Source organism: Streptococcus oralis (assembly GCF_026782125.1).
Taxonomy (GTDB): Bacteria; Bacillota; Bacilli; order Lactobacillales; family Streptococcaceae; genus Streptococcus; species Streptococcus oralis_CE.
Map to the genome: position 1 here is coordinate 20,770 of NZ_JAKUVY010000012.1, position 26,894 is coordinate 47,663.

23 protein-coding genes are annotated in these 26,894 nt (G+C 43.1%); 21 read left to right on the plus strand and 2 right to left on the minus strand.

Annotated features, from left to right (window positions below):
* Window positions 1-45: 45 nt before the first annotated feature.
* Window positions 46-5,169 carry an SIALI-17 repeat-containing surface protein gene (locus MK385_RS09390; protein WP_268725927.1) on the minus strand — a complete coding sequence of 1,708 codons (5,124 nt, stop codon included), beginning with the start codon at window positions 5,167-5,169 and terminating at the stop codon, window positions 46-48.
* A gap of 331 nt (window positions 5,170-5,500) precedes the next feature.
* On the opposite strand from MK385_RS09390, the gene MK385_RS09395 reads away from it, so the two are divergent.
* The 12 genes from MK385_RS09395 (at window position 5,501) to MK385_RS09450 (ending at window position 13,158) form a co-directional block, all read left to right on the plus strand.
* Complete coding sequence (locus tag MK385_RS09395; RefSeq protein WP_000364980.1) at window positions 5,501-5,746, plus strand: YneF family protein; 246 nt, start codon at window positions 5,501-5,503, stop codon at window positions 5,744-5,746.
* Between the two features lie 205 nt (window positions 5,747-5,951).
* Window positions 5,952-6,746, plus strand: a complete 795-nt coding sequence (gene racE / locus MK385_RS09400; protein ID WP_268725928.1) for a glutamate racemase — start codon at window positions 5,952-5,954, stop codon at window positions 6,744-6,746.
* Window positions 6,743-7,714, plus strand: a complete 972-nt coding sequence (locus tag MK385_RS09405; RefSeq protein ID WP_268725929.1) for a nucleoside-triphosphate diphosphatase — start codon at window positions 6,743-6,745, stop codon at window positions 7,712-7,714. The genes racE and MK385_RS09405 overlap by 4 nt, the downstream gene beginning before the upstream one ends.
* Window positions 7,690-8,211, plus strand: a complete 522-nt coding sequence (locus tag MK385_RS09410) for a metallophosphoesterase (RefSeq protein WP_001118943.1) — start codon at window positions 7,690-7,692, stop codon at window positions 8,209-8,211. The genes MK385_RS09405 and MK385_RS09410 overlap by 25 nt, the downstream gene beginning before the upstream one ends.
* A complete protein-coding gene (gene cbpB, locus MK385_RS09415) occupies window positions 8,208-8,669 on the plus strand; it encodes a cyclic-di-AMP-binding protein CbpB (protein WP_084868929.1) in 462 nt (153 codons plus the stop codon). The genes MK385_RS09410 and cbpB overlap by 4 nt, the downstream gene beginning before the upstream one ends.
* Window positions 8,666-9,400 (plus strand): site-specific tyrosine recombinase XerD, encoded by a 735-nt coding sequence (gene xerD, locus MK385_RS09420; protein ID WP_326845586.1) that lies wholly within the window; start codon window positions 8,666-8,668, stop codon window positions 9,398-9,400. The genes cbpB and xerD overlap by 4 nt, the downstream gene beginning before the upstream one ends.
* A complete protein-coding gene (locus tag MK385_RS09425; RefSeq protein WP_000351879.1) occupies window positions 9,400-10,128 on the plus strand; it encodes a segregation/condensation protein A in 729 nt (242 codons plus the stop codon). Before xerD ends, MK385_RS09425 begins: the two co-directional genes overlap by 1 nt.
* 18 nt (window positions 10,129-10,146) lie before the next feature.
* Window positions 10,147-10,716, plus strand: a complete 570-nt coding sequence (scpB, locus tag MK385_RS09430; protein ID WP_000105285.1) for an SMC-Scp complex subunit ScpB — start codon at window positions 10,147-10,149, stop codon at window positions 10,714-10,716.
* Window positions 10,703-11,425, plus strand: coding sequence for a pseudouridine synthase (locus tag MK385_RS09435; protein WP_084950003.1), 723 nt, complete (start codon window positions 10,703-10,705; stop codon window positions 11,423-11,425). The genes scpB and MK385_RS09435 overlap by 14 nt, the downstream gene beginning before the upstream one ends.
* Window positions 11,425-11,676 (plus strand): membrane protein insertion efficiency factor YidD, encoded by a 252-nt coding sequence (gene yidD, locus MK385_RS09440; protein WP_129313777.1) that lies wholly within the window; start codon window positions 11,425-11,427, stop codon window positions 11,674-11,676. The genes MK385_RS09435 and yidD overlap by 1 nt, the downstream gene beginning before the upstream one ends.
* A 102-nt stretch (window positions 11,677-11,778) precedes the next feature.
* A complete protein-coding gene (gene pepA, locus MK385_RS09445; protein WP_268725931.1) occupies window positions 11,779-12,843 on the plus strand; it encodes a glutamyl aminopeptidase in 1,065 nt (354 codons plus the stop codon).
* An 18-nt stretch (window positions 12,844-12,861) separates the two neighbouring features.
* A complete protein-coding gene (locus MK385_RS09450) occupies window positions 12,862-13,158 on the plus strand; it encodes an enterocin immunity protein (RefSeq protein ID WP_061587533.1) in 297 nt (98 codons plus the stop codon).
* Between the two features lie 96 nt (window positions 13,159-13,254).
* On the opposite strand, the gene MK385_RS09455 is transcribed toward MK385_RS09450, so the two are convergent.
* The gene (locus MK385_RS09455; RefSeq protein WP_268725932.1) at window positions 13,255-14,886 is read right to left on the minus strand and encodes a Na/Pi cotransporter family protein; all 1,632 of its coding nucleotides are present in this window, start codon (window positions 14,884-14,886) and stop codon (window positions 13,255-13,257) included.
* Window positions 14,887-15,218: 332 nt separating this feature from the next.
* Here MK385_RS09455 and MK385_RS09460 point away from each other — a divergent pair, with 332 nt between their 5' ends.
* The 9 genes from MK385_RS09460 (at window position 15,219) to hrcA (ending at window position 26,888) form a co-directional block, all read left to right on the plus strand.
* Entirely contained in the window at window positions 15,219-20,210 is a 4,992-nt protein-coding gene (locus MK385_RS09460) for an endo-beta-N-acetylglucosaminidase (RefSeq protein WP_268725933.1), read from the plus strand.
* A gap of 248 nt (window positions 20,211-20,458) precedes the next feature.
* Window positions 20,459-21,658 (plus strand): phosphoglycerate kinase, encoded by a 1,200-nt coding sequence (locus MK385_RS09465; RefSeq protein ID WP_268725934.1) that lies wholly within the window; start codon window positions 20,459-20,461, stop codon window positions 21,656-21,658.
* Between the two features lie 137 nt (window positions 21,659-21,795).
* Complete coding sequence (locus tag MK385_RS09470) at window positions 21,796-22,323, plus strand: FUSC family protein (RefSeq protein WP_268725935.1); 528 nt, start codon at window positions 21,796-21,798, stop codon at window positions 22,321-22,323.
* A gap of 76 nt (window positions 22,324-22,399) precedes the next feature.
* A complete protein-coding gene (gene glnR / locus MK385_RS09475) occupies window positions 22,400-22,756 on the plus strand; it encodes a transcriptional repressor GlnR (protein ID WP_000659541.1) in 357 nt (118 codons plus the stop codon).
* A 36-nt stretch (window positions 22,757-22,792) separates the two neighbouring features.
* Window positions 22,793-24,139 carry a type I glutamate--ammonia ligase gene (gene glnA / locus MK385_RS09480; RefSeq protein WP_001122885.1) on the plus strand — a complete coding sequence of 449 codons (1,347 nt, stop codon included), beginning with the start codon at window positions 22,793-22,795 and terminating at the stop codon, window positions 24,137-24,139.
* A 111-nt stretch (window positions 24,140-24,250) separates the two neighbouring features.
* Window positions 24,251-24,571, plus strand: coding sequence for a PadR family transcriptional regulator (locus MK385_RS09485; protein WP_000423976.1), 321 nt, complete (start codon window positions 24,251-24,253; stop codon window positions 24,569-24,571).
* A complete protein-coding gene (locus tag MK385_RS09490; RefSeq protein WP_125414584.1) occupies window positions 24,571-25,146 on the plus strand; it encodes a DUF2812 domain-containing protein in 576 nt (191 codons plus the stop codon). The genes MK385_RS09485 and MK385_RS09490 overlap by 1 nt, the downstream gene beginning before the upstream one ends.
* A 34-nt stretch (window positions 25,147-25,180) precedes the next feature.
* The gene (locus MK385_RS09495) at window positions 25,181-25,693 is read left to right on the plus strand and encodes a DUF2812 domain-containing protein (protein WP_001086344.1); all 513 of its coding nucleotides are present in this window, start codon (window positions 25,181-25,183) and stop codon (window positions 25,691-25,693) included.
* A gap of 160 nt (window positions 25,694-25,853) precedes the next feature.
* Entirely contained in the window at window positions 25,854-26,888 is a 1,035-nt protein-coding gene (gene hrcA / locus MK385_RS09500) for a heat-inducible transcriptional repressor HrcA (protein WP_125414571.1), read from the plus strand.
* Window positions 26,889-26,894 lie beyond the last annotated feature (6 nt).

The window sequence follows — 26,894 nt, forward strand, 5'->3', positions numbered from 1 at the left end:
AACAGGATGAAGGTGATCTTCATCCTGTTTTTGTGTGTTTAAAGGTTAGTTGGAGTCATCCTTTCTCCCTTTTAACATAAAAGTGGCTGTAAGGGCTAGGCTGAGTCCTGCTAAGAAGAGGAGTGGGTTGGACACTTCTCCTGTTGCTGGAAGTTCTTCTTTAGGAGAATGATTTCCAGCTTTAGCAAGGCTCGGACTAGCTGGAAATTGTTCAGCCTCGTGTGCTGAGGTTTCTGCATCTGAAGTACTTGGTTTTTCCTCTGTGTTAGAGCTTGTTCCAGTTGCTTGATAGACGACAGCATAGGTACTGAAATGATTAGTGATGAATTCTACCTTTCCGTCTCGAACGGTGAAATCAAGGACTTGCAACTCCTTGGTTGGAGTGATGTAGTAGATGTTTTCTACGCTAGCTGAAACAGGCAAGCGAACTAAGACAGCGCCTTTTGGCTGTACGCTATGATCTGTTGGATTTTTAAGTTGTAGGTCGTAAGCGTCATAGGTCTTGCCAAAGAGTTCTTGAGCTAGGACACGTCGGCTAGAAACGTGAGAAATTCCTTCTAAGTCGCTGGCTCCACCGATGATTTCTACTCCAGTCTCTTTATCTTTTAAGACTCGAACTGGATAATCAGGAAGGGTAAGGGTTGGAGCAGCCTGATCCCCACTAGTTCCGATAGGGTCAGTGTACTCAGTTTTTTCAACAGTAGGAGCTTCCTCTTGCCCTGCAGTTCCGATAGGGTCAGTGTACTCAGGTTTTTCAACAGTAGGGGCTTCCTCTTGCCCTGCCGTTCCGATAGGGTCAGTGTATTCAGGAATTGTCACTGTAGGCGGTTCCTCTTGCCCTGCAGTCCCGATAGGCTCAGTGTATTCAGGTATTGTCACTGTAGGTGGTTCCTCTTTCCCTGCCGTTCCGATAGGATCAGTATATTCCGGAATTTCTAAAATAGGAGCTGGTTCGTCCCCCTTGCTTGTAGTTGGCTGCTTCTCGTCAACCTTCTTCTCATCTTTTTTAGTAAAGACAGCTACGACAGGACTGCTTGTGGTAGTTCCTTGAATGGCATAAGCTTCGATCGCTTTTCCAGTTTGTCGATCAGTAGCCTCAGGGATTGGGATTTGAACTTGATTGTCTTGGATTGATAGCACGGTCTGATCCCCACTTGTAACCAGATGCGTTTGGTCCACTTTGCGTAAGACCAGAGGATCTTTGACACCAGGGAAGGTCACAGCGATGGCTTCCCAGTCTCCAGATGGTAGGCTTAAGGAAATTTCTTTGTCGTTTTCCTTAAGAGGAGCGATACTTGGGCTATCTAAACCGACAGCTGGGGCTTTGATGATGTCAAAAGAGTCCAGAGAAATTTTCTTGCGACCTTCTGGTGAATCTGGGTCAACACGTAATGTCAGGGTGTGCGGACCGTCAGTGAGATTTGTAAATTCGCCAATAAAGGCTCTCTTTTCAGTTGCGCCTGACGTATAGAAATCCAAAGCAGGCATTTCTTTTCCATCCAGTGTCACAAGCGCTTTACCTAGCTCGGTAGTTTTCAAGCCATAGATACGAATGCCTGTACCAGTAAAGGAAATAGTTGCCTGAGCTTCTGAAGCTGCACTAGAGTCGCTGTTGTTGATGTCAGCGTATTTTTCCGTACCTCCGTAGAGTTCAGGGTCAGACCAGTCCTTAAACTGGGAACCATACTGGATGCGCGAATCACGGTCATCCATTTTTTCAATCGTACTTCCTTTTCCAGATAGGATCTTGAAGTAGTCTAAGGAAATTTTCGAGCGTTCACTTCCACGTCCTTTGTGCTCACGTTTAACGCTAAGAGTCAATGTATGAGGTCCTTCTGACAATCCTGTGAAGCGGCCGATGAGGCTACCTTTTTCAGTTGCCCCAGCAGTGTGGAAATCAAGTTCGCCGACCTCTTTGCCATCAATTTTTGCAGTAGCAAGACCTAGCTCAGACGATTTTAGTCCATAGATTTCGATACCAACACCATTGAAAGGAATGGTTGCAGTGATATCTTCGTCTGTGTAGTTTCCTTTTGAAAGGTCAGCAAATTTTTCAGTTTCTCCAAATAATTCTGAGTCTGCCCAGTTTCCAAAGGCGGCTCCGTACTGGATACGACTATCCCGATCATCCATCAATTCACTAGGAGTTTCTACAGTGACCTGTTCAGATACTTGGGTAGGAACTTCTCCCAGCATGGCCTTGACGGTATAGGTATAGGCGAGTTGAGGATTTAGTGAGCGGTCGATAAAGTGGGTTTGATTGGTTACAAATTCTCTAGTTGCAGAGGTTTGACCAGATTCGTCTTTTACTTGTCTTTGGATGACATAGTGGGTAGCACCTTCTACTTGGTTAAAGGTAAGTTCGGCAGTGACTCCATTTTGTCGAACTGCTGTCAGACTGGTTATGCGACCAGGGAAATGTTCAAAGGTAATGACATCACCTTTTTGTGTTGCCAGTTGGATGCGGCCATCTTTGAGGACAGGAGCCTTGACTGCTTTGCCATTGACCTTAACCTGACTGGCTTCGATATTTGGATAGTCTACAACCAAGTCTCCGCCGACATTTGACAGGAAGGACAAGCTTTGAAGGTTTTTATCTTTCCACTTCATGCTGACTTCAAAGTTACCACGGGCAATCAAGCCAGAAACTTGACCGTCTTTCCAGGCATCTGGAAGGGCTGGTAATGGCGCAATATAGCCAGTATGAGATTGGAGGAGCATTTCTGCCATCCCACTAGTTGCTCCAAAATTTCCGTCGATTTGGAAAGGCGCGTGGGTATCCCAAAGGTTTTCTAGGGTTGAGTATTTGAGCTGTTCAGCGAGTAAGCGATGGGCACGGTTACCGTCCAAGAGACGAGCCCAGAGGTTGATTTTATTGGCCTTAGACCAACCAGTACCACCATCTCCACGGTGGTTGAGGGTAGCACGCGCAGCTTCTAGGTATTCAGCTTGATCTTTGCTAAAGAGCGTACCTGGGAAGAGACCTACCAGATGGGAAACGTGGCGGTGGTTATTTTCAATGCCTTCATTTGTGAATTGCGGACTGTCCTCCTCGTACCATTCCTTGATACGTCCCTCATTGTTGATATGAAGTGGTTTTAGTTTGTCAAATTTAGCCTTGACCTCTGTGACTAAGTCTTGGTCGACTTTCAGATGGTTGGCAACTTCCATGTAGTCATGGAATAGCTGCCAGACTAGCGACTGGTCAAAGGTGTTTCCGATTGTGATGGTACCGTGTTCTGGTGAGTAGGATGGAGAAGACACCCAACGGTCACTGGCCTGGTCATAGTGCAAGAAGGAGTTCCAGAACTTAGCAGTCTCTTTCAACATAGGATAGATCTTTTCTTTGAGATAAGTCTCATCCTTGGTGAATTTATAGTAGTCATAGACGTTCTGCATCATCCAGGCATTAGCGGCTGGAGACCAACCCCAATAGTAATTCCAGCCTGGAGTAGTCCAGCCAAATGGAGTTGCTTGAGTGTGGACCAGCCAACCATTTTCTTGTCCGTCTTTGGATTCGATACCAGCGTATTCTTTTGCAGCGATACGACCATAATAGCGCATGTCGTCAATGTAATTGATCATTGGCTTGGCTGTTTCAGCAAGGTTGCTCATGTAGGCTGGCCAATAGTTCATTTGCAAGTTGACATTGAGGTGGTAGTCAGCATTCCAAGGTGGATTGTCTACAGCATTCCAGACTCCCTGCAGGTTGGCAGGAAGGGCATCCGTCCGATCGCGCGACGAACTGATCAATAAATAACGTCCGTATTGGAAGAAGAGTTCTTCTAGTTTCTGTCCTTTGCTAGGGTTATAGCTTTGAAGGGCCTCTTTTGTCGTTTGAGCAGTCTTGCTTCCACCTAGATTTAGTTTGACGCGATTAAAGAGACTTTGATAATCCTTGATATGGTCCTGTTTAAGTGTCTCGTAGTCTTTGGCCTTAGCGGCTTCTACAATACCCTTAACCATTTTTTCGAGGTCAATGTCTTTTCGATAATTGGTTTTTGGATTTTGAGCAAAATTAGTCTTGGCGCTGAGATAGAGGGTCGCATAGCTTGCGCCCGTAACGGTTAGAGTCTCATTCTGAACAGTGACTGTTCCGTCTGTTTTAATTCCTAGATAGGATGCAAATTTGAGACCGTTATCTTTGACAGTTCCTTTTAGAAGGATTCCATGTTCATCTGTAGTGACATGTCCGTTCTTATAGTTGGAATATTCCCAAGAGTAGTTGCCATTAGCAAGCAAGTCTTCTGTCAAACTGTTCCAAAGGGTAAAGTCAAGTGTCTTGTTTCCTTTTTTGGTCAAGTGGGTCACAGTGACATCATCAGGATAACTGGAGAAAGTTTCGCGTTTGAAGGTCGTCCCATCTTGGGTGTAAGAAGTTGTCGTAGTGGCTTCAGTGATATCCAAACGACGATGATAATCAGTTACAGTATCTAGTCCTTTCTTCTGGTTATTAAAGACCATGAAGATATCTCCAAAGGCTAGGTAACGTCCATACTGGGCGTTGTTTGGTCCAACTAGATTTTGTTCAGTCAGTTGTTTGGCTTTTTGGCGGTCACCAGCTTCGAGGGCTTTACGTATCTCTGCTAAAACCTTGTAGCGATCCTTGTAGTTTCCTCCGTTATAGTCGGTGCTATCGGGTTGTGGTCCTCCTGACCAGAGGGTCTTTTCGTTGTACTGAATTCTTTCTTCACCGATGAGACCGAAAACCTTGGCTCCCATCTCTCCATTTCCGACAGGAAGGGCTTGTTTTTCCCATCCATCATAGGAGGGAGCTGTTGGCTGATCGTAGTTGAGTTGATAGTTTTCTTGTTTTGTCACAGGCTGATCTGCTTTTTCAGGTTCCTTACTTTCTTTAGCTTCTACAATGGCTTCTTCACTAGCTTGACTATTTGTCTTCGGAGACTCCTCAGCTGGCTTGCTTTCGGAAACTACTGGACTTTCTGCTAGAGACGGATTTGTAGTTTCAGTAGCTTCAGCTGCTTTGGGTTCACTATCAGGCTTAGTGATAGCTTCGACAGAGGTTGGTTCAGTTTGCTTGACCTCCACACTGTCTGCGGCTACAGTATGATTGACTAGAAAAACAGCTCCCAGCAAAACAGAAGCAGTCCCAACCGTCAGCTTGCGGATGCTATAGCGACAGGATTTCTCCCAAAAGTGTTTTTTCATAAAACCCTCCTTTGTTTATCCGAAACCGCTTACATTTCATGAAGCAGTTTTGTTTAATTTGTTTCTATTTATCTCCTCACCTCCCATTCTAATGGTCGTTTAGCATTTGTCAAGAGGTTTTTGGTGAAAAACATATTTGATATTGCTTTTTCTTAAAATAGTAGAAGAAAGAGAGGAAAGGGTGGAATTATTCGTAATTTCATAGTTCAATCTGATTGTAAGACTAGCTTAGAATTGGCTTAACCCTCTCTTGAAAGCGTAAAACAAACTAGTCAGGAAAGTCACTTTATGGTATAATATAGAAGACTCAAAAAGAAACAGGAGAAAAAGAATGGATTTACTTTTAGCAATTATCTTGATTGTGCTAGCTTTTCTAGGAGGAGCTCTTGGAGGTATGTATTTGGTTCGCAAGCAAATCGAAAAAGAATTTGCTGACAACCCACGTTTGAACGCTGAGGCAGTTCGTGCTCTCTTGAGTGCAAATGGTCAAAAACCAAGCGAAGCCAAGGTACAACAAGTTTACCACCAAATCATCCGCCAACAAAAAGCAGCTCTTGCTAACAATAAAAAGAAATAAATAGGAAAAGTCTGGGATGAAAGTTCCAGACTTCTCACTATGTTCAATAGTTTTCAAGGATAAGACTTTTTCCTTGCATTCTATTGATATTTGATTATGATTAAGAGAGAGGCAGTTGCAATTCTATCAAGCTGTCTATCCGTTCATTTAGGACAAGGAATCATAATGAACTATCAATCAGAAAATAGACTAGAAAGAAGACTATATGGATAATCGACCAATTGGTTTTTTGGATTCGGGTGTCGGGGGCTTGACCGTTGTTCGTGAGCTCATGCGCCAGCTTCCCCATGAAGAAATCGTTTATATTGGAGATTCGGCACGGGCGCCCTATGGTCCCCGTCCTGCTGAGCAAATTCGTGAATATACTTGGCAGTTGGTCAACTTTCTCTTGACCAAGGATGTCAAAATGATTGTCATTGCTTGTAATACTGCGACTGCGGTCGTCTGGGAAGAAATCAAGGCGAAACTAAACATTCCAGTCCTAGGTGTGATTTTGCCAGGAGCTTCGGCAGCTATCAAGTCCAGTCAAGGCGGGAAAATCGGAGTGATTGGAACTCCCATGACGGTACAATCAGACATCTACCGTCAGAAAATCCATGATTTGGATCCAGACTTACAGGTGGAAAGTTTGGCCTGTCCCAAGTTTGCCCCCTTGGTCGAGTCTGGTGCCCTATCAACAAGTGTAACAAAGAAAGTGGTCTATGAAACCCTGCGTCCCTTGGTTGGAAAGGTGGATAGCCTGATTTTGGGTTGTACCCATTACCCACTCCTTCGCCCCATCATCCAGAATGTCATGGGACCAAAGGTTCAGCTCATCGATAGTGGGGCAGAGTGTGTACGGGATATCTCGGTTTTGCTTAACTATTTTGAAATCAATCGTAGCCGAGATGCGGGGCCTCTTCAACATCGTTTTTACACAACAGCCAATAGCCAAAGTTTTGCCCAAATAGGAGAAGAATGGCTGGAAAAAGAGATTCATGTGGAGCATGTAACCTTATGACAAACAAAATTTATGAATACAAGGATGACCAGGACTGGTATGTCGGTGTCTGGGATGTCTATGGAGGCATCTATAGCCTTATCAAAGATCCTCTCGAGCTTGATTTTATGGATTTAGCGCGGATTTTTCGTGACGAAGAAAATGGCTTCCCGATTACGATAACGGTGATGCGCTGGTCTTCTAACTTTCGTTTGCTCTCCTTTATCGTTGAGATTTTAAATGCCGAAGCAGGTCGCAATCTAGAAGTTATCCAACGTCAGGGAGCCCTTCTCTTGGTTGAAAATGGAAAACTCTTGCATGTCGAACTACCTAAAGAAGGGGTCGATGTAGAAGCCTTCTTTGAAACTAGCAAGGTCAGAGAAACTCTTCTCATTGCAACTCGTAACGAGGGCAAGACCAAGGAATTCCGAGCTATCTTTGACAAGTTAGGCTACGATGTGGAAAATCTCAATGACTATCCTGAACTGCCTGAAGTAGCAGAAACAGGCATGACCTTCGAAGAAAATGCTCGCCTGAAAGCAGAAACCATTTCCCAATTAACAGGCAAGATGGTTTTAGCAGATGACTCTGGTCTCAAAGTCGATGTCCTCGGCGGTTTACCAGGAGTCTGGTCAGCACGATTCGCTGGTGTGGGAGCTACTGACCGAGAAAACAATGCCAAACTCTTGCACGAATTGGCCATGGTCTTTGATCTCAAGGATCGTTCGGCTCAGTTCCATACAACCCTAGTTGTAGCCAGTCCAAATAAGGAAAGCTTGGTCGTCGAAGCTGACTGGCCAGGTTATATCAACTTTGAACCCAAGGGCGAAAATGGCTTTGGCTATGATCCGCTTTTCCTTGTGGGAGAGACAGGTAAATCATCAGCAGAATTAAGTCTAGAAGAAAAAAATAGCCAATCTCACCGCGCCTTAGCCGTTAAGAAACTTTTGGAGGTATTTCCATCATGGCAAAGCAAACCATCATTGTAATGAGTGACTCCCACGGAGATAGCTTGATTGTGGAAGAAATTCGTGATCGCTATCTGGGGAAAGTTGATGCCATTTTTCACGATGGTGACTCAGAACTCCGTCCCGATTCTCCGCTCTGGGAGGGTATCCATGTCGTCAAAGGAAATATGGACTTTTATGCTGGCTACCCAGAACGTTTGGTAACTCAACTTGGTCCAACCAAGATCATCCAGACCCATGGACACTTGTTTGACATCAATTTCAACTTTCAAAAGTTGGACTACTGGGCTCAGGAAGAAGATGCCGATATCTGTCTCTATGGTCACTTGCATGTGCCAAGTGCTTGGATGGAAGGAAAGACTCTTTTTCTAAATCCAGGCTCCATCAGCCAACCACGAGGAACTATTAGAGAATGCCTCTATGCACGTGTGGAGATTGATAACAGCTATTTCAAAGTAGAGTTTTTGACACGTGACCATGAGGTTTATCCAGGCTTGTCCAAGGAGTTTGCTCGATGATTGCCAAGGAATTTGAAGCATTTTTATTGGAGCAGGAAGAGACTTTTCTTACCCCTGCTGAGAATCTAGCAGCTTTGATTGATACCCACAATGCCGACCATGCGATTTTAGTGCTGAGCCAAATCACCTATACCCGTATCCCAGTTGTGACCTTTGACAAACGCTTTGTTGGAACCATTGGTCTGAGAGACATTTTGGCTTATCAAATGGAGCAAGGTTTGACGGATGAGCAGATGGCAACGATAGATATCGTCAATATGACCAAGACAGATGTGGCAGTAGTAGCTCCAGACTATAACATCACAGAGGTCCTCCATAAACTGGTGGATGAACCCTTCTTGCCAGTGGTAGATGATGAAGGGATTTTTCAAGGAATCATCACGCGCAAGTCTATCCTCAAGGCCGTCAATGCCCTCTTGCATGACTTTAGTAAGGAATATGAGATTCGATGCAAATGAGAGATAGGATATCAGCCTTTTTAGAGGGAAAGCAGGGTTTGTCTGCCAATTCCAAACAATCCTATAAGTATGATTTGGAGCAATTTTTAGATATTGTAGGTGAGCGGATCTCTGAAACTAGTCTCAAGATTTACCAAGCCCAGCTAGCCAATCTAAAAATCAGCGCCCAGAAGCGAAAACTTTCGGCCTGCAACCAATTTCTCTACTTTCTCTATCAAAAAGGTGAAGTGGACAGTTTTTATCGTTTGGAGTTAGCCAAACAAGCTGAAAAGAAGACTGAAAAACCAGAGATTCTAGACCTAGACTCTTTTTGGCAGGAAAGTAATTATCCAGAAGGACGCTTGCTGGCGCTCTTAATCCTAGAAATGGGACTTTTGCCAAGTGAGATTTTAGCCCTTAAGGTTGCAGATATCAATCTGGATTTTCAGGTGCTACGAATCAACAAGGATTCTCAACAGAGGATTGTTACCATTCCCACGACCTTGATCCCAGAGCTGGAATCCTTGATGGGGCAAACCTATCTCTTTGAAAGGGGAGGAAAAGCCTATTCTCGTCAGTGGGCCTTTCGTCAGCTAGAGTCCTTTGTCAAGGAGAAAGGTTTCCCAGCCTTATCAGCCCAAGCCTTGCGGGAACAGTTCATTCTGAGACAGATAGAAAAGAAGGTCGAATTGTACGAAATAGCAAAAAAATTAGGATTAAAAACAGTCCTGACCTTAGAAAAATATAGATAATGGATATTAAATTAAAAGATTTTGAAGGGCCCCTGGACTTGCTCTTGCACCTGGTTTCTAAGTACCAGATGGATATTTACGATGTGCCCATCACAGAAGTCATCGAACAGTATCTAGCCTATGTCTCAACCCTGCAGGCCATGCGTCTGGAAGTGACGGGCGAGTATATGGTCATGGCTAGTCAGTTGATGCTGATCAAGAGCCGCAAGCTTCTTCCAAAGGTGGCAGAAGTGGCTGATTTGGAGGATGACCTGGAGCAGGATCTCCTCTCCCAAATCGAAGAATACCGCAAGTTCAAGCTCTTGGGTGAGCACTTGGAGGCCAAGCACCAAGATCGGGCTCAGTACTATTCTAAAGCGCCGACAGAGTTGATCTACGAAGATGCGGAGCTTGTGCATGATAGGACGACCATTGACCTCTTTTTGGCTTTTTCAAATATCCTAGCCAAGAAAAAAGAGGAATTCGCTCAGAACCACACGACCATCCTGAGGGATGAGTATAAGATTGAGGACATGATGGGCATTGTAAAAGAGTCCTTGACTGGACGAGATCAATTGCGCTTGCAGGATTTGTTCAAGGAAGCCCAGAATGTCCAAGAGGTCATTACCCTCTTTTTGGCAACCCTAGAGTTAATCAAAACCCAGGAACTGATCCTCGTTCAAGAGGAGAGTTTCGGAGATATCTATCTCATGGAAAAGAAGGAAGAAAGTCAAGAGGCACAAAGCTAGACTTGATAGAGAGGAAAGATGAGTACTTTAGCAGAAATAGAAGCGCTCTTGTTTGTAGCAGGTGAAGATGGGATTCGAGTCCGTCAGTTGGCTGAACTCCTATCGCTTCCCCCGACAGGCATCCAGCAGAGTTTAGAAAAATTAGCCCAAAAGTATGAAAAAGACCAGGATTCGAGCTTGTCCCTGATTGAGACAGGGGGAGCATACAGATTGGTGACCAAGCCTCAATTTGCAGCGATTTTGAAGGAATACTCCAAAGCTCCCATCAACCAGAGTTTATCTCGGGCGGCCCTTGAGACCTTGTCCATTATTGCCTATAAGCAACCTATCACACGTATAGAAATCGACGCTATTCGTGGGGTTAATTCGAGTGGAGCTTTGGCAAAGTTACAGGCTTTTGAATTGATACGAGAAGACGGGAAAAAAGAGGTGCTTGGACGCCCTAACCTCTATGTAACGACGGATTATTTCCTAGATTACATGGGGATTAACCATTTGGAAGAACTGCCAGTGATTGATGAGCTTGAGATTCAAGCTCAAGAAAGCCAATTATTTGGTGAAAGGATAGAAGAAGATGAGAATCAATAAATATATTGCCCACGCAGGTGTGGCCAGTAGGAGAAAAGCAGAAGAGCTGATCAAGCAAGGCTTGGTAACGGTCAACGGCCAAGTGGTGCGTGAACTAGCAACCACTATCAAGGCTGGCGACAAAGTCGAAGTGGAAGGTCAACCAATCTACAACGAAGAAAAGGTCTACTATCTGCTTAATAAACCACGCGGTGTGATTTCCAGTGTGACAGATGACAAGGGCCGCAAGACGGTTGTCGACCTCTTGCCCAATGTCAAAGAACGCATTTATCCAGTTGGACGTTTAGACTGGGATACATCAGGTGTCTTGATTTTGACCAATGATGGGGACTTTACAGACGAGATGATTCACCCCCGTAATGAGATTGACAAGGTTTATGTTGCGCGTGTTAAAGGTGTGGCTAATAAGGAAAACCTCCGCCCCTTGACCCGTGGACTTGAGATTGATGGCAAGAAAACCAAGCCAGCTGTTTATGAAATTCTCAAAGTAGATCCAGTTAAAAATCGCTCTGTAGTGCAGTTGACTATCCATGAAGGGCGAAACCACCAGGTTAAAAAGATGTTTGAAGCTGTCGGCCTCCAAGTGGATAAGTTGTCTCGGACACGTTTTGGACATCTAGACTTGACGGGGCTTCGTCCAGGTGAAGCTCGTCGCCTCAATAAAAAAGAAATCAGCCAACTACACACCATGGCTGTAACCAAGAAATAATGAAACGAATCTTAATAGCGCCAGTACGCTTTTACCAACGTTTTATCTCACCAGCCTTTCCACCCTCTTGTCGCTTTGAGCCTACTTGTTCCAACTACATGATCCAGGCTATTGAAAAACATGGCTTCAAGGGTGTTTTGATGGGCTTGGCTCGGATTTTTCGTTGTCACCCTTGGTCGAAAATAGGCAAGGATCCTGTACCAGACCACTTTTCCCTCAAACGAAATCATAAACAAAAAGAATCAGCCTGATTCTTTTTTGTATACTCTAGAAAGGAAGTTGGAAGATTAAGATTTCCACTATCCTTCTCCTATAAAAAGTGGTAAAATGGAGGACAGAAAGAAGGAACTGATATGACAACATTATTTTCAAAAATCAAAGAAGTAACAGAGCTTGCTGCGATCTCAGGTCATGAAGCACCTGTCCGGACTTATCTTCGTGAAAAGTTGATACCGCACATGGATGAAGTGGTGACAGATGGCTTGGGTGGTATTTTCGGAATTAAACATTCAGAAGCTGCGGATGCACCACGCGTCTTAGTCGCTTCTCACATGGACGAAGTTGGTTTTATGGTCAGCGAAATCAAGCCAGATGGTACCTTCCGTGTCGTTGAAATCGGTGGCTGGAACCCTATGGTGGTCAGCAGTCAACGCTTTAAACTCTTTACTCGTGACGGTCGTGAAATTCCTGTGATTTCAGGTTCTGTTCCTCCACATTTGACACGTGGAACAGGTGGGCCAACCATGCCAGCTATCTCGGATATCATTTTTGATGGTGGTTTTGCAGACAAGGCTGAAGCAGAAAGTTTTGGAATCCGTCCAGGTGACACCATTGTCCCTGATAGCTCTGCTATCTTGACAGCCAATGAAAAAAATATCATTTCTAAAGCTTGGGACAATCGCTACGGTGTCCTCATGGTAAGCGAGCTTGCAGAAGCCCTTTCAGGTCAAAAACTCGGAAATGAACTCTATCTTGGATCCAATGTCCAAGAAGAGGTTGGTCTTCGTGGCGCTCATACTTCTACAACTAAGTTTGACCCAGAAGTCTTCCTTGCTGTAGATTGCTCACCAGCAGGTGATGTCTATGGCGGTCAAGGAAAGATTGGGGATGGTACCTTGATTCGTTTCTACGATCCAGGTCATTTGCTTCTCCCGGGGATGAAGGATTTCCTTTTGACAACGGCCGAAGAAGCTGGCATCAAGTATCAATACTACTGTGGAAAAGGCGGAACGGACGCTGGAGCAGCTCATCTGAAAAATGGTGGTGTCCCATCTACAACTATCGGTGTCTGCGCTCGTTATATCCATTCTCACCAAACTCTCTACGCGATGGATGACTTCCTAGAAGCTCAATCTTTCTTGCAAGCTTTGGTGAAAAAACTGGATCGTTCAACGGTTGATTTGATTAAAAATTATTAAGCATAAGGGAGGTGCCGTATGGCAGAACCAAACCTAGAAAGCCTTATAAAAGAACTCTATAATCATGCCCGTCAGGGCTTGAGTGAAGATTTAGTTGCTGCTCTCCTAGAGACTGCTAAAAAACTACCCACTACAAATGAGCAATTACTAGCAGTCCGTCTCTCAGGACTGGTCACCCGTGAATTGCTCATCAATCCCAAACACCCAGCACCTGAATTGATCAATTTGGCGCGCTTTATCAAAAGAGAAGAAGCCAAGTACAGAGGCACTGCAGTTTCTGCTATTATGTTTGGAGAGCTATTTAAAATGCTTTGATTCTATTGTGAATCAAAGCATTTTTTATATGTCAGAAAAGCCATTCTTGATGAGGAGACGAAAAAAGCCATCCCATTCAGGATAGCTTTTTGGTTATTAGATTTGTTCAGCAATGACCTTTTCAGCTAGGTTCATAGCATGGTCAGACACACGAGTGTAGTGGGAAATGATGTCGATAAAGTTGACTCCAGCTTGTGTAGAACACTCACCCTTGTTAAGGCGTTTGATGTGGGTCTTTCTGAGAACGCGTTCCATATTGTTGATTTCTTTATGGCGTTCAATCAGACTTTGAGCTTTTTCAATATCATTGTTTTCGACACTATCAAGGGCATCCTTGATGAATGCAGTTGTTGCCTGGTAAATCTCAGCTAACTCCTCTAAAGCAGCTTCGGAAAATTGAACATTCTTACGTTGGAGGTAGTCTGTTAGGTTGAGCAAGCCTTCTGCGTGGTCCCCAATCCGTTCCAAATCACGAGATGAATCCAGAATGTTGGTCAAGACTTCACTTTCCTTTTGGCTCAAGGATTCGCTTGAGAGTCTGATGAGGTAACGAGTGAGTTTTTCATCGATGGTATTGATGGCTTCCTCTGTCTTGTGCCCTTTTTCAGCTACCTTTTCATCCAAACCGATGATATAGGTATAAGAAAGGTCAAAAGCTTTGGTTGCATAGTTCCCCAAGTGCAAGAGTTCTTTTTTGGCATTTCCTAGAGCTATGGAAGGAGATTGCTGGATAAGTTGCTCGTCGAGATAGAGGGGCTCGTACTTGACAACCTCGTCTTCACCAGGGATGAGCTTGGTTACAAAGTAGGCCAAGGCTCCGATGAATGGAAATTGTACAATGGTGTTACTTACGTTAAAGGCACCGTGAGAGAAGGCGATTGTCATCTCAGGTGAGAGGTGAAGGAGTGCCTGGAAGTACTCGATCATAGCAGTGAAAGGGCCTAATAAGATTAAGCAAAGAATAGTTCCTAAAACGTTAAAGGTAACGTGGGTTGCCGCAACGCGTTTCGCTGAGACATTGGCTCCAGCTGCCGCAATGATAACGGTTAGAGTTGTCCCGATATTATCCCCGAAGAGAACCGGTAGCGAACCTTTAAGGTCAAGGAAGCCACCTGCATAGAGACCTTGTAGAATCCCGATAGTTGCCGAAGAGGCCTGAATGAGGACGGTAATCACTGCACCGGCTACTACTCCTAAAATAGGATTTTGTCCCAAGGTTACCATATACTCCTTGAATTGTGGTAAATCTTTAAGCGGGCTCATACCGGCACTGATGAGGTTGAGGGCGTAGAAGATTCCCCCGACACCAAACAGGATGCGCCCGATATTGTTTGCTGTTCTGTTTTTTGTAAAGAAGAGGAACATGGTTCCAAGGAAAATCAAGGGTAAAGCATACTCACCAAGCTTGAAACCGATGATAAAGGATGTAACGGTGGTTCCGATGTTGGCTCCCATGATAATTCCGATAGCCTGTCTAAGGGTTAGAAGACTAGCGCTGACTAGCCCAACCGTGATAACTGTAACCCCTGTACTTGACTGAATCAGGGCAGTCACGACGATTCCGACTAGAACGCCTAAAAAGGGATTGCTAGTGTACTTGTCAATGTAAAAACGAAGGCGATCTCCAGCAGCTTGTTGCAAACCGTCTCCCATGGTCTTGATACTATATAAAAATAGTCCCAGACCACCTAAAAAGTGAAATAAAATTTCCTGCCAATTAATGGACATTTCTTTTTCCTCCGAAAAATAATAACGGAATTTCTCCTATTCTATTTTAAAGGATAAAAGTAAATCTCACAAGTGTTTAGCTGAAATTTTCATAAGAAACAAGAACTTTCTTTTAAAATGAGAGATAGATTTCCTTTGAGATAGATGATTTATAGGATTGTGTCCAAATTTTACTGATTTTTATCCTAGTTATAGTTTTTATGTTAAATAGATTGACATCGCTTTCATATAGGATAAAATGAAGATGATCCTGTTCTGGTGGTGTGCACTGAGAACAGTTACTTTTTATCAAAAAGTAAAGCGCTTACTTTATATTTTATTAGGAGGATAAGATGAAAAATCTATTTTTTGAAAAACGTTGCCGTTACAGTATTCGTAAGCTGTCAATCGGGGCCTGTTCCTTGATGATTGGTTCAGCTCTATTTGTGAGTCCAGCTCTTGCCGAACAAGTCGCAGTCCCTGAAACAGCTGCAAATACGAGCGCCCAAGCTACAAGCGCTAGTGAAACAGCTAATCCAGATACTGTAGCCCTTGAAAAACAATTAGAGGAAACAGAGAACAAAGTAGCTGAGCAGCCAATTTCAGAAAACACTCCAGCAATAGCTGATTTGGTCAATGAAAAAGAAGAGGCAAAACCCGCTCCGGCAGATAAAGTTGAAAAACCTGCTCAACCAACTGAAAAAGAAGAAGTTAAACCAGAGGAGGCACCTCAAGTAGCTGAGAAGAAAGCCGACAAACCGACTCTAGCAGACGTTCCTAAAAATGAGGAAAAGAGTCTCCGACCAAAAGAAATCAAATTTGATACTTGGGAGGATTTGTTGAAATGGGAACCGGGTGCGCGTGAGGATGATTCCATCAACCGTTCCTCAGTTGAACTCGCCAAGCGCCACAGAGGGCAGTTGGTCAATGAAAAAGCAAGCAGAAGAGCCAAGGTCCAGGCGCTGGCAAATACCAACTCAAAGGCCAAAGACCACGCTTCGGTTGGTGGAGAAGAATTCAAGGCCTACGCCTTTGATTACTGGCAATACTTGGATTCAATGGTCTTCTGGGAAGGTCTAGTTCCAACTCCAGATGTCATTGATGCCGGTCACCGCAACGGAGTTCCCGTTTATGGAACACTCTTTTTCAACTGGTCAAATAGCATTGCCGACCAAGAGAAATTTGCAGCTGCCTTGAAACAAGACGCAGATGGCACCTTCCCTATCGCACGGAAACTTGTCGATCTTGCTAAGTACTATGGCTTTGATGGCTATTTCATTAATCAGGAAACAACGGGGGAATTGGTAGCACCTCTTGGTGAAAAAATGCGCCAATTCATGCTCTATACAAAAGAATACGCGGCTAAAGTCAACCACCCAATCAAGTATGCTTGGTACGATGCCATGACCTACAAATATGGTCGTTACCACGAAGATGGTCTAGGTGATTACAACTACCAGTTCATGCAAAAAGAAGGTGACAAAGTCCCTGCAGATCAATTTTTTGCCAATTTCAACTGGAACAAGGAAAAGAATGACCACTCCGTAGAGATGGCCAAATGGCTAGAACGTAGCCAATATGATGTCTTTGCAGGCTTGGAATTGCAACAAGGTGGTTCTTATAAGACCAAAGTCAAATGGGATGCTCTCTTGGATGAAAAAGGTAAGTTGCGTTTGTCACTTGGACTTTTTGCACCAGATACGATTACCAGTTTAGGAAAAACAGGTGAAGACTACCACAAGAATGAAGACATCTTCTTTACAGGTTACCAAGGGGATCCAACAGCTCAAAAACCAGGTGATAAAGAGTGGTATGGAATTGCCAATTTAGTTGCGGACCGCACACCAGCAGTGGGACGCACCTTCACTACCTCTTTTAATACAGGTCATGGTAGAAAGTGGTTTGTAGATGGCAAAGTTTCTAAGGATTCTGAATGGAACTACCGTTCTGTTTCAGTTGTCTTACCAACATGGCGCTGGTGGCAGACTTCAACGGGTGAAAAACTCCGTGCAGAATATGATTTTACAGATGCCTATAACGGTGGGAACTCCCTTAAATTCTCAGGTGATGTAGCTGGCAAGACGGACCAAGATGTGAATTTGTATTCTACTAAATTAGAAGTAACGGAGAAAACCAAACTTCGGGTTGCCCACAAGGGAGGAAAAGGCTCGAAAGTTTATATGGCCTTCTCTACGACTCCAGACTACAAATTTGAGGATGCAGAGGCATGGAAAGAACTGACTCTTTCTGATAACTGGACAAATGAAGAAATTGACCTTGGCTCACTAGCAGGTAAAACCATCTATGCAGTTAAACTCTTCTTCGAACATGAAGGTGCTGTAAAAGATTATCAGTTCAACCTAGGACAATTAACTATCTCGGACAATCACCAAGCACCACAAGCACCTACAGATCTCTCTGTGGTGAAGCAATCTCTTAAGAATGCCCAAGAAGCTGAAGCGGTGGTTCAATTTTCGGGTAACCAAGATGCAGATTTCTATGAAGTCTATGAAAAAGACGGTGACAACTGGCGTTTGTTGACGGGTTCATCTGCTTCAACCATCTACTTGCCAAAAGTTAGCCGTTCTGCTAATGCGACTGGTAGGACTCAAGAATTGAAAGTCGTTGCAGTTGGTAAGAATGGACTTCGTTCTGAAGCGGCGACGGCTTCCTTTAACTGGGGCATGACTGTTCAGGATACAACTCTCCCAAGACCTTTGGCTGAAAATATTGTTCCAGGGGCAACGGTTATCGGCAGCACCTTCCCGAATACCGAAGGCGGTGAAGGCATCGAAGGCATGTTGAACGGTACCATTACTAGCTTGTCAGATAAGTGGTCTTCAGCTCAGTTGAGCGGTAGTGTGGATATTCGTTTGACCCAACCACGTCGTGTTGTCAGATGGGTAATGGATCATGCGGGAGCTGGTGGTGAGTCTGTTAACGATGGTTTGATGAACACCAAGGACTTTGATCTTTACTACAAGGATACAGATGGCGAGTGGAAACTAGCTAAGGAAGTCCGTGGCAATAAAGCGCACGTGACAGATATCACTCTTGACAAACCAATCACCGCGCAAGACTGGCGTTTGCATGTCATTACATCTGATAACGGAACACCTTGGAAGGCCATTCGTATCTACAACTGGAAGATGTACGAAACCTTGGACACAGAAAGTCAAAATATTCCAATGGCTAAGGTAGCTGCTCGTTCACTTGGAAACCACCAAGTTCAACTAGGCTTCTCTGATGTTCCAGCAGGCGCAACCATCACCGTTTACGACAAGGCAGATTCACAAACACCAATTGCAACCTTGAAGACTGAAACTGGTGGCGACCTGGCAACAGCACCATTGGCCTTTGACAAGCAACCAAATCTCCTCTATTATCGCACCCAACTACCTGGCAAAGAAATCAGTAACACCTTGGCTGTAGCGATTCCGCAGGATGAAAGAAAGATTGCTGCAGTTATCCTTGAAAAAGGACCTAAGAAGACGGTTTACAAAGAGGGAGAAAAACTTGACCTCAGAGGCGGAACCCTCCGTGTTCAATACGAAGGGGAACAAGCCGACGAGCTGATTAACCTTACTCACTCAGGTGTGACGGTATCTGGATACGATGCTCATCAAAAAGGGGAACAAAACCTAACACTTCAATACCTTGGTTTACCAGTGTCAGGTGATCTGAAAGTCCAAGTGACAGGACAGGATGAAGGAAAACCAAAAGAAGTAGCGGGCTTGTATATTACTCAGAAACCAAAAACAGACTATCTAGTAGGAGATCAACTGGATCTCTCTGAAGGTCGCTTTGGTGTTCTCTATGATGATGAGACAGAAGAAAGTCATGCCTTTACGGATCAAGGTGTTGAAATCACGGGCTATGATGCTCAGAAGACTGGACGACAAACCTTGACCTTGCATTACAAGGGACACACTGCTGAGTTCGATGTCTTGGTTTCTCCAAAAGCAGCTGTCAACGATGAGTACCTCAAACAAGAAATCACTGCTGCCCAAGGTCGCCAGTCAACCCTTGCCTATACCTTCTCAAGTGAGGACAAACAAGCTGTACTAGTAGAGAAACTTAATGCAGCGAAAGCTGTTGCAGAAAACCATGATGCCAGTCAAGAAGAAGTCAACAAAGCCTTGAATGAATTGAAACAAGCTGGAGGGGACTTGGATGGAAATCAACGTTATCAAACTGCTAGAGAAGAATTGGAAGGTTTGCTCGAATCTGTCCGTGAAAAAGATTCTCAAGATGAGTTGATTGCCCAAGCTGAAGCTTTGTTGTCTTCACAAACACCAACTCCACAAGCTTTTGCGGAAATGAAAGAAAAGTTGAATAAGAAACTAGCACCTGCAGAAGAAAGCCATCATGTTGGAAGCATGGATCCAAATGAAGTGGCTCCAACAGTTGAAGCCCTCCCTGAACTAGTTGTTGAAACTGAAACAACAGCCTTTGAACGTCAGGAGCGACCAAACACCGAGCTTCTCAAAGGACAACGCCAGCTAGTTCAAGCAGGAACGGAAGGCCAAGTTCGTCGTCTAGTAGAAGTAGATGCCCAAGGCAATCGCACTCTTCGTTCAACTGAAGTTCTCAAGGAAGCCCTCCCAGAAATTACTGAAGTTGGAACAAAAGTTCTGTCTAGCAACCAACCAGCTGAGGGAGTAAAAGACCTAGTTTTAGAAATTTCGAAACTAGAAATTGAAGAGGATACAGTAGCCTTTGAACGTCAGGAGCGACCAAACGCCGAGCTTCTCAAAGGACAACGCCGTGTTGTGCAAGCTGGAGTTGAAGGTCAAAATCGTCACTTTGTAGAAGTAGATATCCAAGGCAAACGCACTCTACGTTCGACTGAGGTAGTCAAGGAAGCAATCCCAGAAATCACTGAAGTTGGTACAAAAGTTCTATCAAGTAACCAACCAGCTGAAGGTGTGAAAGATTTAGTTCTAGCAACTCCGAAACTGGAAGTTGAAGAGGCTACAATGGCCTTCGAACGTCAAGAGCGACCAAATGCAAGCCTTCTAAAAGGACAAGGCCAGCTAGTTCAAGCAGGTGTGGAAGGTCAAGTTCGCAACTTTGTAGAGGTGGATGCCCAAGGCAAACGCACTCTTCTTTCAACTGAAATTCTCAAGGAAGCTGTCCCAGAAATCACAGAAGTTGGAACAAAAGAAGAGCTAGACTCACAAACAACAGACCAAGCGTCTTTAGCAGCATCGGTAAAAGTTGAAAAAGCAACAAATCAACTTCCAAATACTGGTGTAGAAACAGATGCCAGTCTAGTAGCGTTGGGACTCCTCGGAGTAATGAGTGGCTATGGCTTGCTTGCTAGAAAGAAGAAAGAAGACTAATCGATTTAGAATTCTTGGAATTTCTCATAACAATTAAAAAACAAGGTTTGACTGCAAGTCGGTCAAGCCTTGTTTTGATTATTTTATCTCGCATTGATTACTTATTTGATAAGGTTTTTCTAGATTTGATTTTAAAAAATGCTAGTTTTAATTATAAGAATGAACAAGAAAAGTTTAGGGTTTTTCTATCTCTTTTGCGGATTTTGTGATATAATTAACACGTATAAAAAAAGAAGGAGTCATATCTAATGGCAAAATTGACTGTTAAAGACGTTGACTTGAAAGGGAAAAAAGTTCTCGTTCGTGTTGACTTCAACGTACCTGTTAAAGATGGCGTGATTACCAATGACAACCGTATCACTGCAGCTCTTCCAACTATCAAGTACATCCTTGAACAAGGTGGACGTGCAATCCTCTTCTCTCACCTTGGACGTGTAAAAGAAGAAGCAGACAAAGAAGGTAAATCACTTGCTCCTGTAGCTGCTGACTTGGCTGCTAAATTGGGACAAGAAGTTAAATTTATCCCAGGTGTTACACGTGGTGCTGAATTGGAAGCCGCTGTTAACGCTCTTGAAGATGGACAAGTTCTCTTGGTTGAAAACACTCGTTTTGAAGATGTTGACGGCAAGAAAGAATCTAAAAATGATCCTGAACTTGGTAAATACTGGGCATCACTTGGAGATGGTATCTTCGTAAACGATGCATTCGGTACAGCCCACCGTGCACACGCATCTAACGTTGGTATCTCAGCAAACGTTGAAAAAGCAGTTGCTGGATTCCTTCTTGAGAACGAAATTGCCTACATCCAAGAAGCAGTTGAAGCTCCAGAACGTCCATTCGTAGCGATCCTTGGTGGTTCAAAAGTATCTGACAAGATTGGTGTTATCGAAAACTTGCTTGAAAAAGCTGATAAAGTTCTTATCGGTGGTGGGATGACTTACACATTCTACAAAGCTCAAGGTATCGAAATCGGTAACTCACTTGTAGAAGAAGACAAATTGGATGTTGCGAAAGCTCTTCTTGAAAAAGCAAACGGCAAATTGATCTTGCCAGTTGACTCAAAAGAAGCAAACGCATTTGCAGACTACACTGAAGTGAAAGACACTGAAGGTGAAGCAGTAGACCCAGGTTTCCTTGGTTTGGATATCGGTCCAAAATCAATTGCTAAGTTTGACGAAGCCTTGACTGGTGCCAAAACAGTTGTATGGAACGGACCTATGGGTGTGTTTGAAAACTCTGACTTCCAAGCTGGTACAATCGGTGTTATGGATGCTATCGTGAAACAACCAGGCGTGAAATCAATCATCGGTGGTGGAGATTCAGCTGCCGCAGCCATCAACCTTGGCCGTGCAGACAAGTTCTCATGGATCTCTACTGGTGGTGGAGCATCAATGGAACTCCTTGAAGGTAAAGTATTGCCAGGACTTGCAGCTTTGACTGAAAAATAAGCTTTCTTAGATGAAATCGTAGAAAAGAGGGACTCTGTTTCCTCTTTTTTATAGCCTTAAATTAAAAACGTTTCCTATTGATTTTGGCTCATAAAATCAACTAATTTATGATAAAATGGAAATAGAAAGTTGAGATTATGGGTTATTTTAAAAAATATAGATTTGATAAGTCACAGTTCAAGCTTGGTCTACGAACCTTTAAAACCGGAATTGCTGTTTTTTTAGTTCTCTTGATTTTTGGATTTTTTGGTTGGAAGGGACTTCAAATTGGGGCTTTGACAGCAGTCTTTAGTTTGAGAGAAAGCTTTGACAAGAGTGTTCATTTTGGGACATCACGCATTCTAGGAAACAGTATCGGAGGTTTCTATGCCCTTGTTTTCTTCCTTTTAAACACTCTATTTCAAGAAGCCTTTTGGGTGACCTTGCTGATCGTTCCAATCTGCACCATGTTAACCATTATGACAAATGTTGCCATGAATAATAAGGCGGGAGTTATCGGCGGAGTTTCGGCAATGTTGATTATTACCCTATCGATACCGAGCGGGGAGACAATTTTGTACGTGTTTGCTCGTGTATTTGAAACTTTTATGGGTGTTTTTGTGGCAATACTCGTAAATTATGATATTGATCGTTTCAGAAATCTTTTAGAGAAAAAAAGAAAATAATGTTACATTTTGTGACATTATTAATTGACGTATGGATTTTTTTAGACTATAATAGACAGAAAGAAGGAAATTGTAAATGAAGGAAAAAGAATTTCGTCGAAATATGGCTGTTTTTCCTATCGGTAGTGTGATGAAGTTGACCGATCTATCGGCGCGTCAGATTCGTTATTATGAAGATCAAGAGTTGATAAAGCCTGATCGAAACGAAGGGAACCGTCGTATGTATTCTTTGAATGACATGGATCGATTGCTTGAGATCAAAGATTATATCTCTGAAGGTTTCAATATCGCTGCCATTAAGAAGAAATATGCTGAACGTGAGGCGAAATCCAAGAAAGCAGTGAGCCCAACGGAAGTGCGTCGTGCGCTTCATAATGAGCTCCTCCAGCAGGGACGCTTTGCTTCAGCGCAGTCGCCTTTTGGTCGCGGTTAGGCAATCGCAAGTAGTCATATATTAAGGAGAAAACCCATGCCAATCACAGCTGCAGATATTCGTCGTGAAGTCAAGGAAAAAAATGTTACCTTTATCCGTCTCATGTTTTCAGATATTCTGGGAACCATGAAAAACGTCGAAATTCCTGCTACAGATGAACAGTTAGATAAGGTCTTGTCAAACAAAGCCATGTTTGATGGCTCTTCTATTGAAGGTTTTGTACGTATCAATGAGTCAGATATGTACTTGTATCCAGACTTGGACACATGGACAGTCTTCCCTTGGGGAGATGAAAATGGAAGTGTTGCAGGTCTGATCTGTGATGTCTATACAACAGAAGGCGAACCTTTTGCAGGTGATCCACGTGGCAACCTCAAGCGTGCACTTCGTCATATGGAAGAAGTAGGATTCAAATCCTTCAACCTTGGGCCAGAACCAGAATTCTTCCTCTTTAAGCTGGATGAAAATGGCGATCCAACTCTTGAGGTAAATGACAAGGGTGGCTACTTCGACTTGGCGCCTACAGACCTTGCGGACAATACACGTCGTGAAATCGTGAATGTCTTGACCAAAATGGGATTTGAAGTAGAAGCGAGTCACCACGAGGTTGCGGTTGGACAACATGAAATTGACTTCAAGTATGATGAAGTCCTCCGTGCCTGTGATAAGATTCAAATCTTTAAACTCGTAGTAAAAACCATTGCTCGCAAACACGGTCTTTACGCAACCTTTATGGCGAAACCAAAATTTGGTATCGCTGGATCAGGTATGCACTGTAATATGTCCTTGTTTGATGCAGAAGGAAATAATGCCTTCTTTGATCCAAATGATCCAAAAGGAATGCAGTTGTCTGAAACGGCCTACCATTTCCTTGGTGGTTTGATTAAGCATGCCTATAACTATACTGCTATCATGAACCCAACAGTTAACTCATACAAACGTTTGGTTCCTGGTTATGAAGCGCCTGTTTACATTGCTTGGGCTGGTCGTAACCGTTCGCCACTTGTGCGCGTACCAGCTTCACGTGGTATGGGAACTCGTCTTGAGTTGCGTTCAGTGGACCCGATGGCAAACCCATACATCGCTATGGCAGTTCTATTGGAAGTTGGTTTGCATGGTATTGAAAACAAAATCGAAGCACCAGCTCCTATCGAAGAAAATATCTACATCATGACTGCTGAAGAACGTAAGGAAGCTGGGATCACAGACCTTCCATCAACGCTTCACAACGCTTTGAAAGCTTTGACTGAGGACGAAGTAGTCAAAGCTGCCCTAGGTGAACACATCTATACGAGCTTCCTTGAAGCTAAGCGTATCGAATGGGCTAGCTATGCAACCTTTGTGTCACAATGGGAAGTTGATAATTATCTTGATCTTTACTAATATAGAAGAAAGATTGCCTGAGGGTGATCTTTTTTTGCATTTTATATCGAACTGTGATATAGTTTATATAACGAATCACGATATATCGAATTAAATAGGAGGTGTGGTTAAATGGAATTAACAGATAAGATTAGACGTGTTTACCTTCCTATGACTGAAACGGGTTTTTATATCTTGTTTTGTTTACAGAAGGAGAACCATGGATATGGTATCACACAAAAGGTCAAGGAGATGACAGATTCGCAAGTTTCGATTAGTCCAGGGACCATGTATGGGACCTTGTCAAAGATGGAAAAGGATGGCTTGATTTTCTTTGTCCGAGAAGAGGAAAAACGGAAAATTTATCAGATAACAGATTTGGGACGCAAAGTCTTAGATATTGAATTGAAACGTATTGAACGACTTTACAGAAATAGTCGGGAGGAAGGATGATGGAAAAGAAAAGTGTTTACCGAATTTTTACCATTGCGGATTATGATAGGGAGGTTCTATACTTTAGAGAAATGCATGCCAAGGGCTGGAAACTTAGGAAAGTAAGCTATTCTATCTTGTTGTTTGCAGTTAAGTATACCTTTGAAAAGTGTCAACCTGAGCAGGTGTCTTATCAGTTGGACTTTTATCCTATGAAAAAATCAGAGAGAGCCTCCTATTTACAATTATTTAAAGACTGTGGTTGGGAGCATATTACAGACTTTAATGGTTTTTCCTACTTTAGAAAATCACATTCTGAGATTGAATCGAATGCAGAGTTTGAAATTTATAATGATGCTACCGAGAAGTTGGATATGGTTCATCGGATTTTAAGACTGCGGTTGCTTCCTGTTTTGTTTTTCTTGTCAATGCTGATTCCGTTGTTCTTAAAGTTGCTCAGTGAAAGAGACGTTTTTAGCGGGCTAGTGTTTTTGCTTACTATCATAGATTGTGTTTTATTGTTGGTTCTTGCGATTCAGATTTCTTATATTTGTTGGAGATTGTTTCAAAAGTGGAAAGAATTATCTAATAAATAACACCAGGCATATTTTCTAATTTTGGGGTAAGACAATGAATAGCAAGGTAAAATTTCGGATTTTTACAATAGTTGATTTGGACAAGGAAGAAGAATATTTACATGAGATGCAATTGAAAGGTTGGAGATATAGAACTAATCGTTTTGGTTTTTTCTATTTTGAACAATGCCAACCAGATGATGTCATCTATCATATCTATGATTCTAGATTTCTTAAAAAGTATAAGCATGAACTACAAGATTTTAGAAATAGCGGTTGGGAATTGATAGAAACAGGTTTTTGTTCAATTCTTCGTAAACCAGCTTCTGATATACTTTCAGAAGAGAAAGTCTATATGAGTAAGGGTCTTGGATGGAAAGTTATGCGGTCTAGACTTCGTTCCTGTATGGCTACTCTCTCAGGTGGTCTTGTTGTTTGCATGAGTTTGTATCGAGAAAACTTGTCTCAGTCTTTCTTTATTATTTTCGTTTTATACGCTTGCTTAATTTCTTATCTAATCTATGGTTTTTTCAGACTTAAAAGGAAATACCAAGTAGATGAAAAATAAGTTTCTAGGTCTTCAGACTGATTTTTAGCACTCTTGACAAAAGAGTGCTAATTTTTTGAGTTTTTGTCTTGACATTCTCTTCTAAGGGTGTATAATAGAATCATGAGTTAGCACTCGGATGTATGGAGTGCTAAGCGATCGGACAGAGAGGAGTGATGAGATGGTTACAGAGCGTCAGCAGGATATTTTAAATCTGATTATTGACATCTTTACCAAAACGCACGAACCTGTCGGATCCAAGGCGCTACAAGAGTCTATTAATTCTAGTAGTGCTACCATTCGTAATGATATGGCGGCTCTAGAGAAGCAGGGTTTGCTTGAGAAGGCTCATACCTCAAGCGGTCGGATGCCAAGTGTTGCTGGTTTTCAGTACTATGTGAAACACTCGCTGGCTTTTGACAGACTGGCTGAGAATGAGGTTTATGAGATTGTCAAAGCCTTTGATCAGGAATTCTTCAAATTGGAGGATATTCTGCAAGAAGCTGCTAATCTACTGGCAGACCTGAGTGACTGCACGGTAGTAGCACTGGATGTTGAACCGAGCAAGCAACGGTTGACAGCCTTTGATATCGTTGTTTTGGGGCAACATACAGCTTTGGCAGTATTTACCCTAGACGAGTCCCGAACGGTTACCAGTCAATTTCTGATTCCAAGGAACTTCTTGCAGGAAGATTTGCTGAAACTGAAGAGCATCATTCAAGAACGTTTCCTCGGTCATACAGTTTTAGATATTCACTACAAGATTCGGACAGAGATTCCGCAGATTATCCAGCGTTACTTCACAACTACGGACAATGTCATGGATCTCTTTGAACACATTTTTAAAGAAATGTTCAACGAAAACATTGTAGTATCTGGCAAGGTCAATCTCTTGAATTTTGCCAATCTAGCAGCCTATCAGTTCTTTGACCAACCACAGAAAGTGGCTCTGGAGATTCGTGAGGGTCTGCATGAAGATCAGATGCAAAATGTTCGTGTTGCGGACAGTCAGGAATCCTGTCTAGCTAACTTGGCGGTGATTAGCAGTAAATTCCTCATTCCTTATCGGGGTTTTGGAATTCTAGCGATTATCGGCCCGGTCAATCTGGATTACCAGCAATTGGTTAACCAAGTCAATGTGGTCAATCGTGTTTTGACCATGAAGTTGACAGATTTTTACCGCTATCTCAGCAGTAATCATTACGAAGTACATTAAGATTGA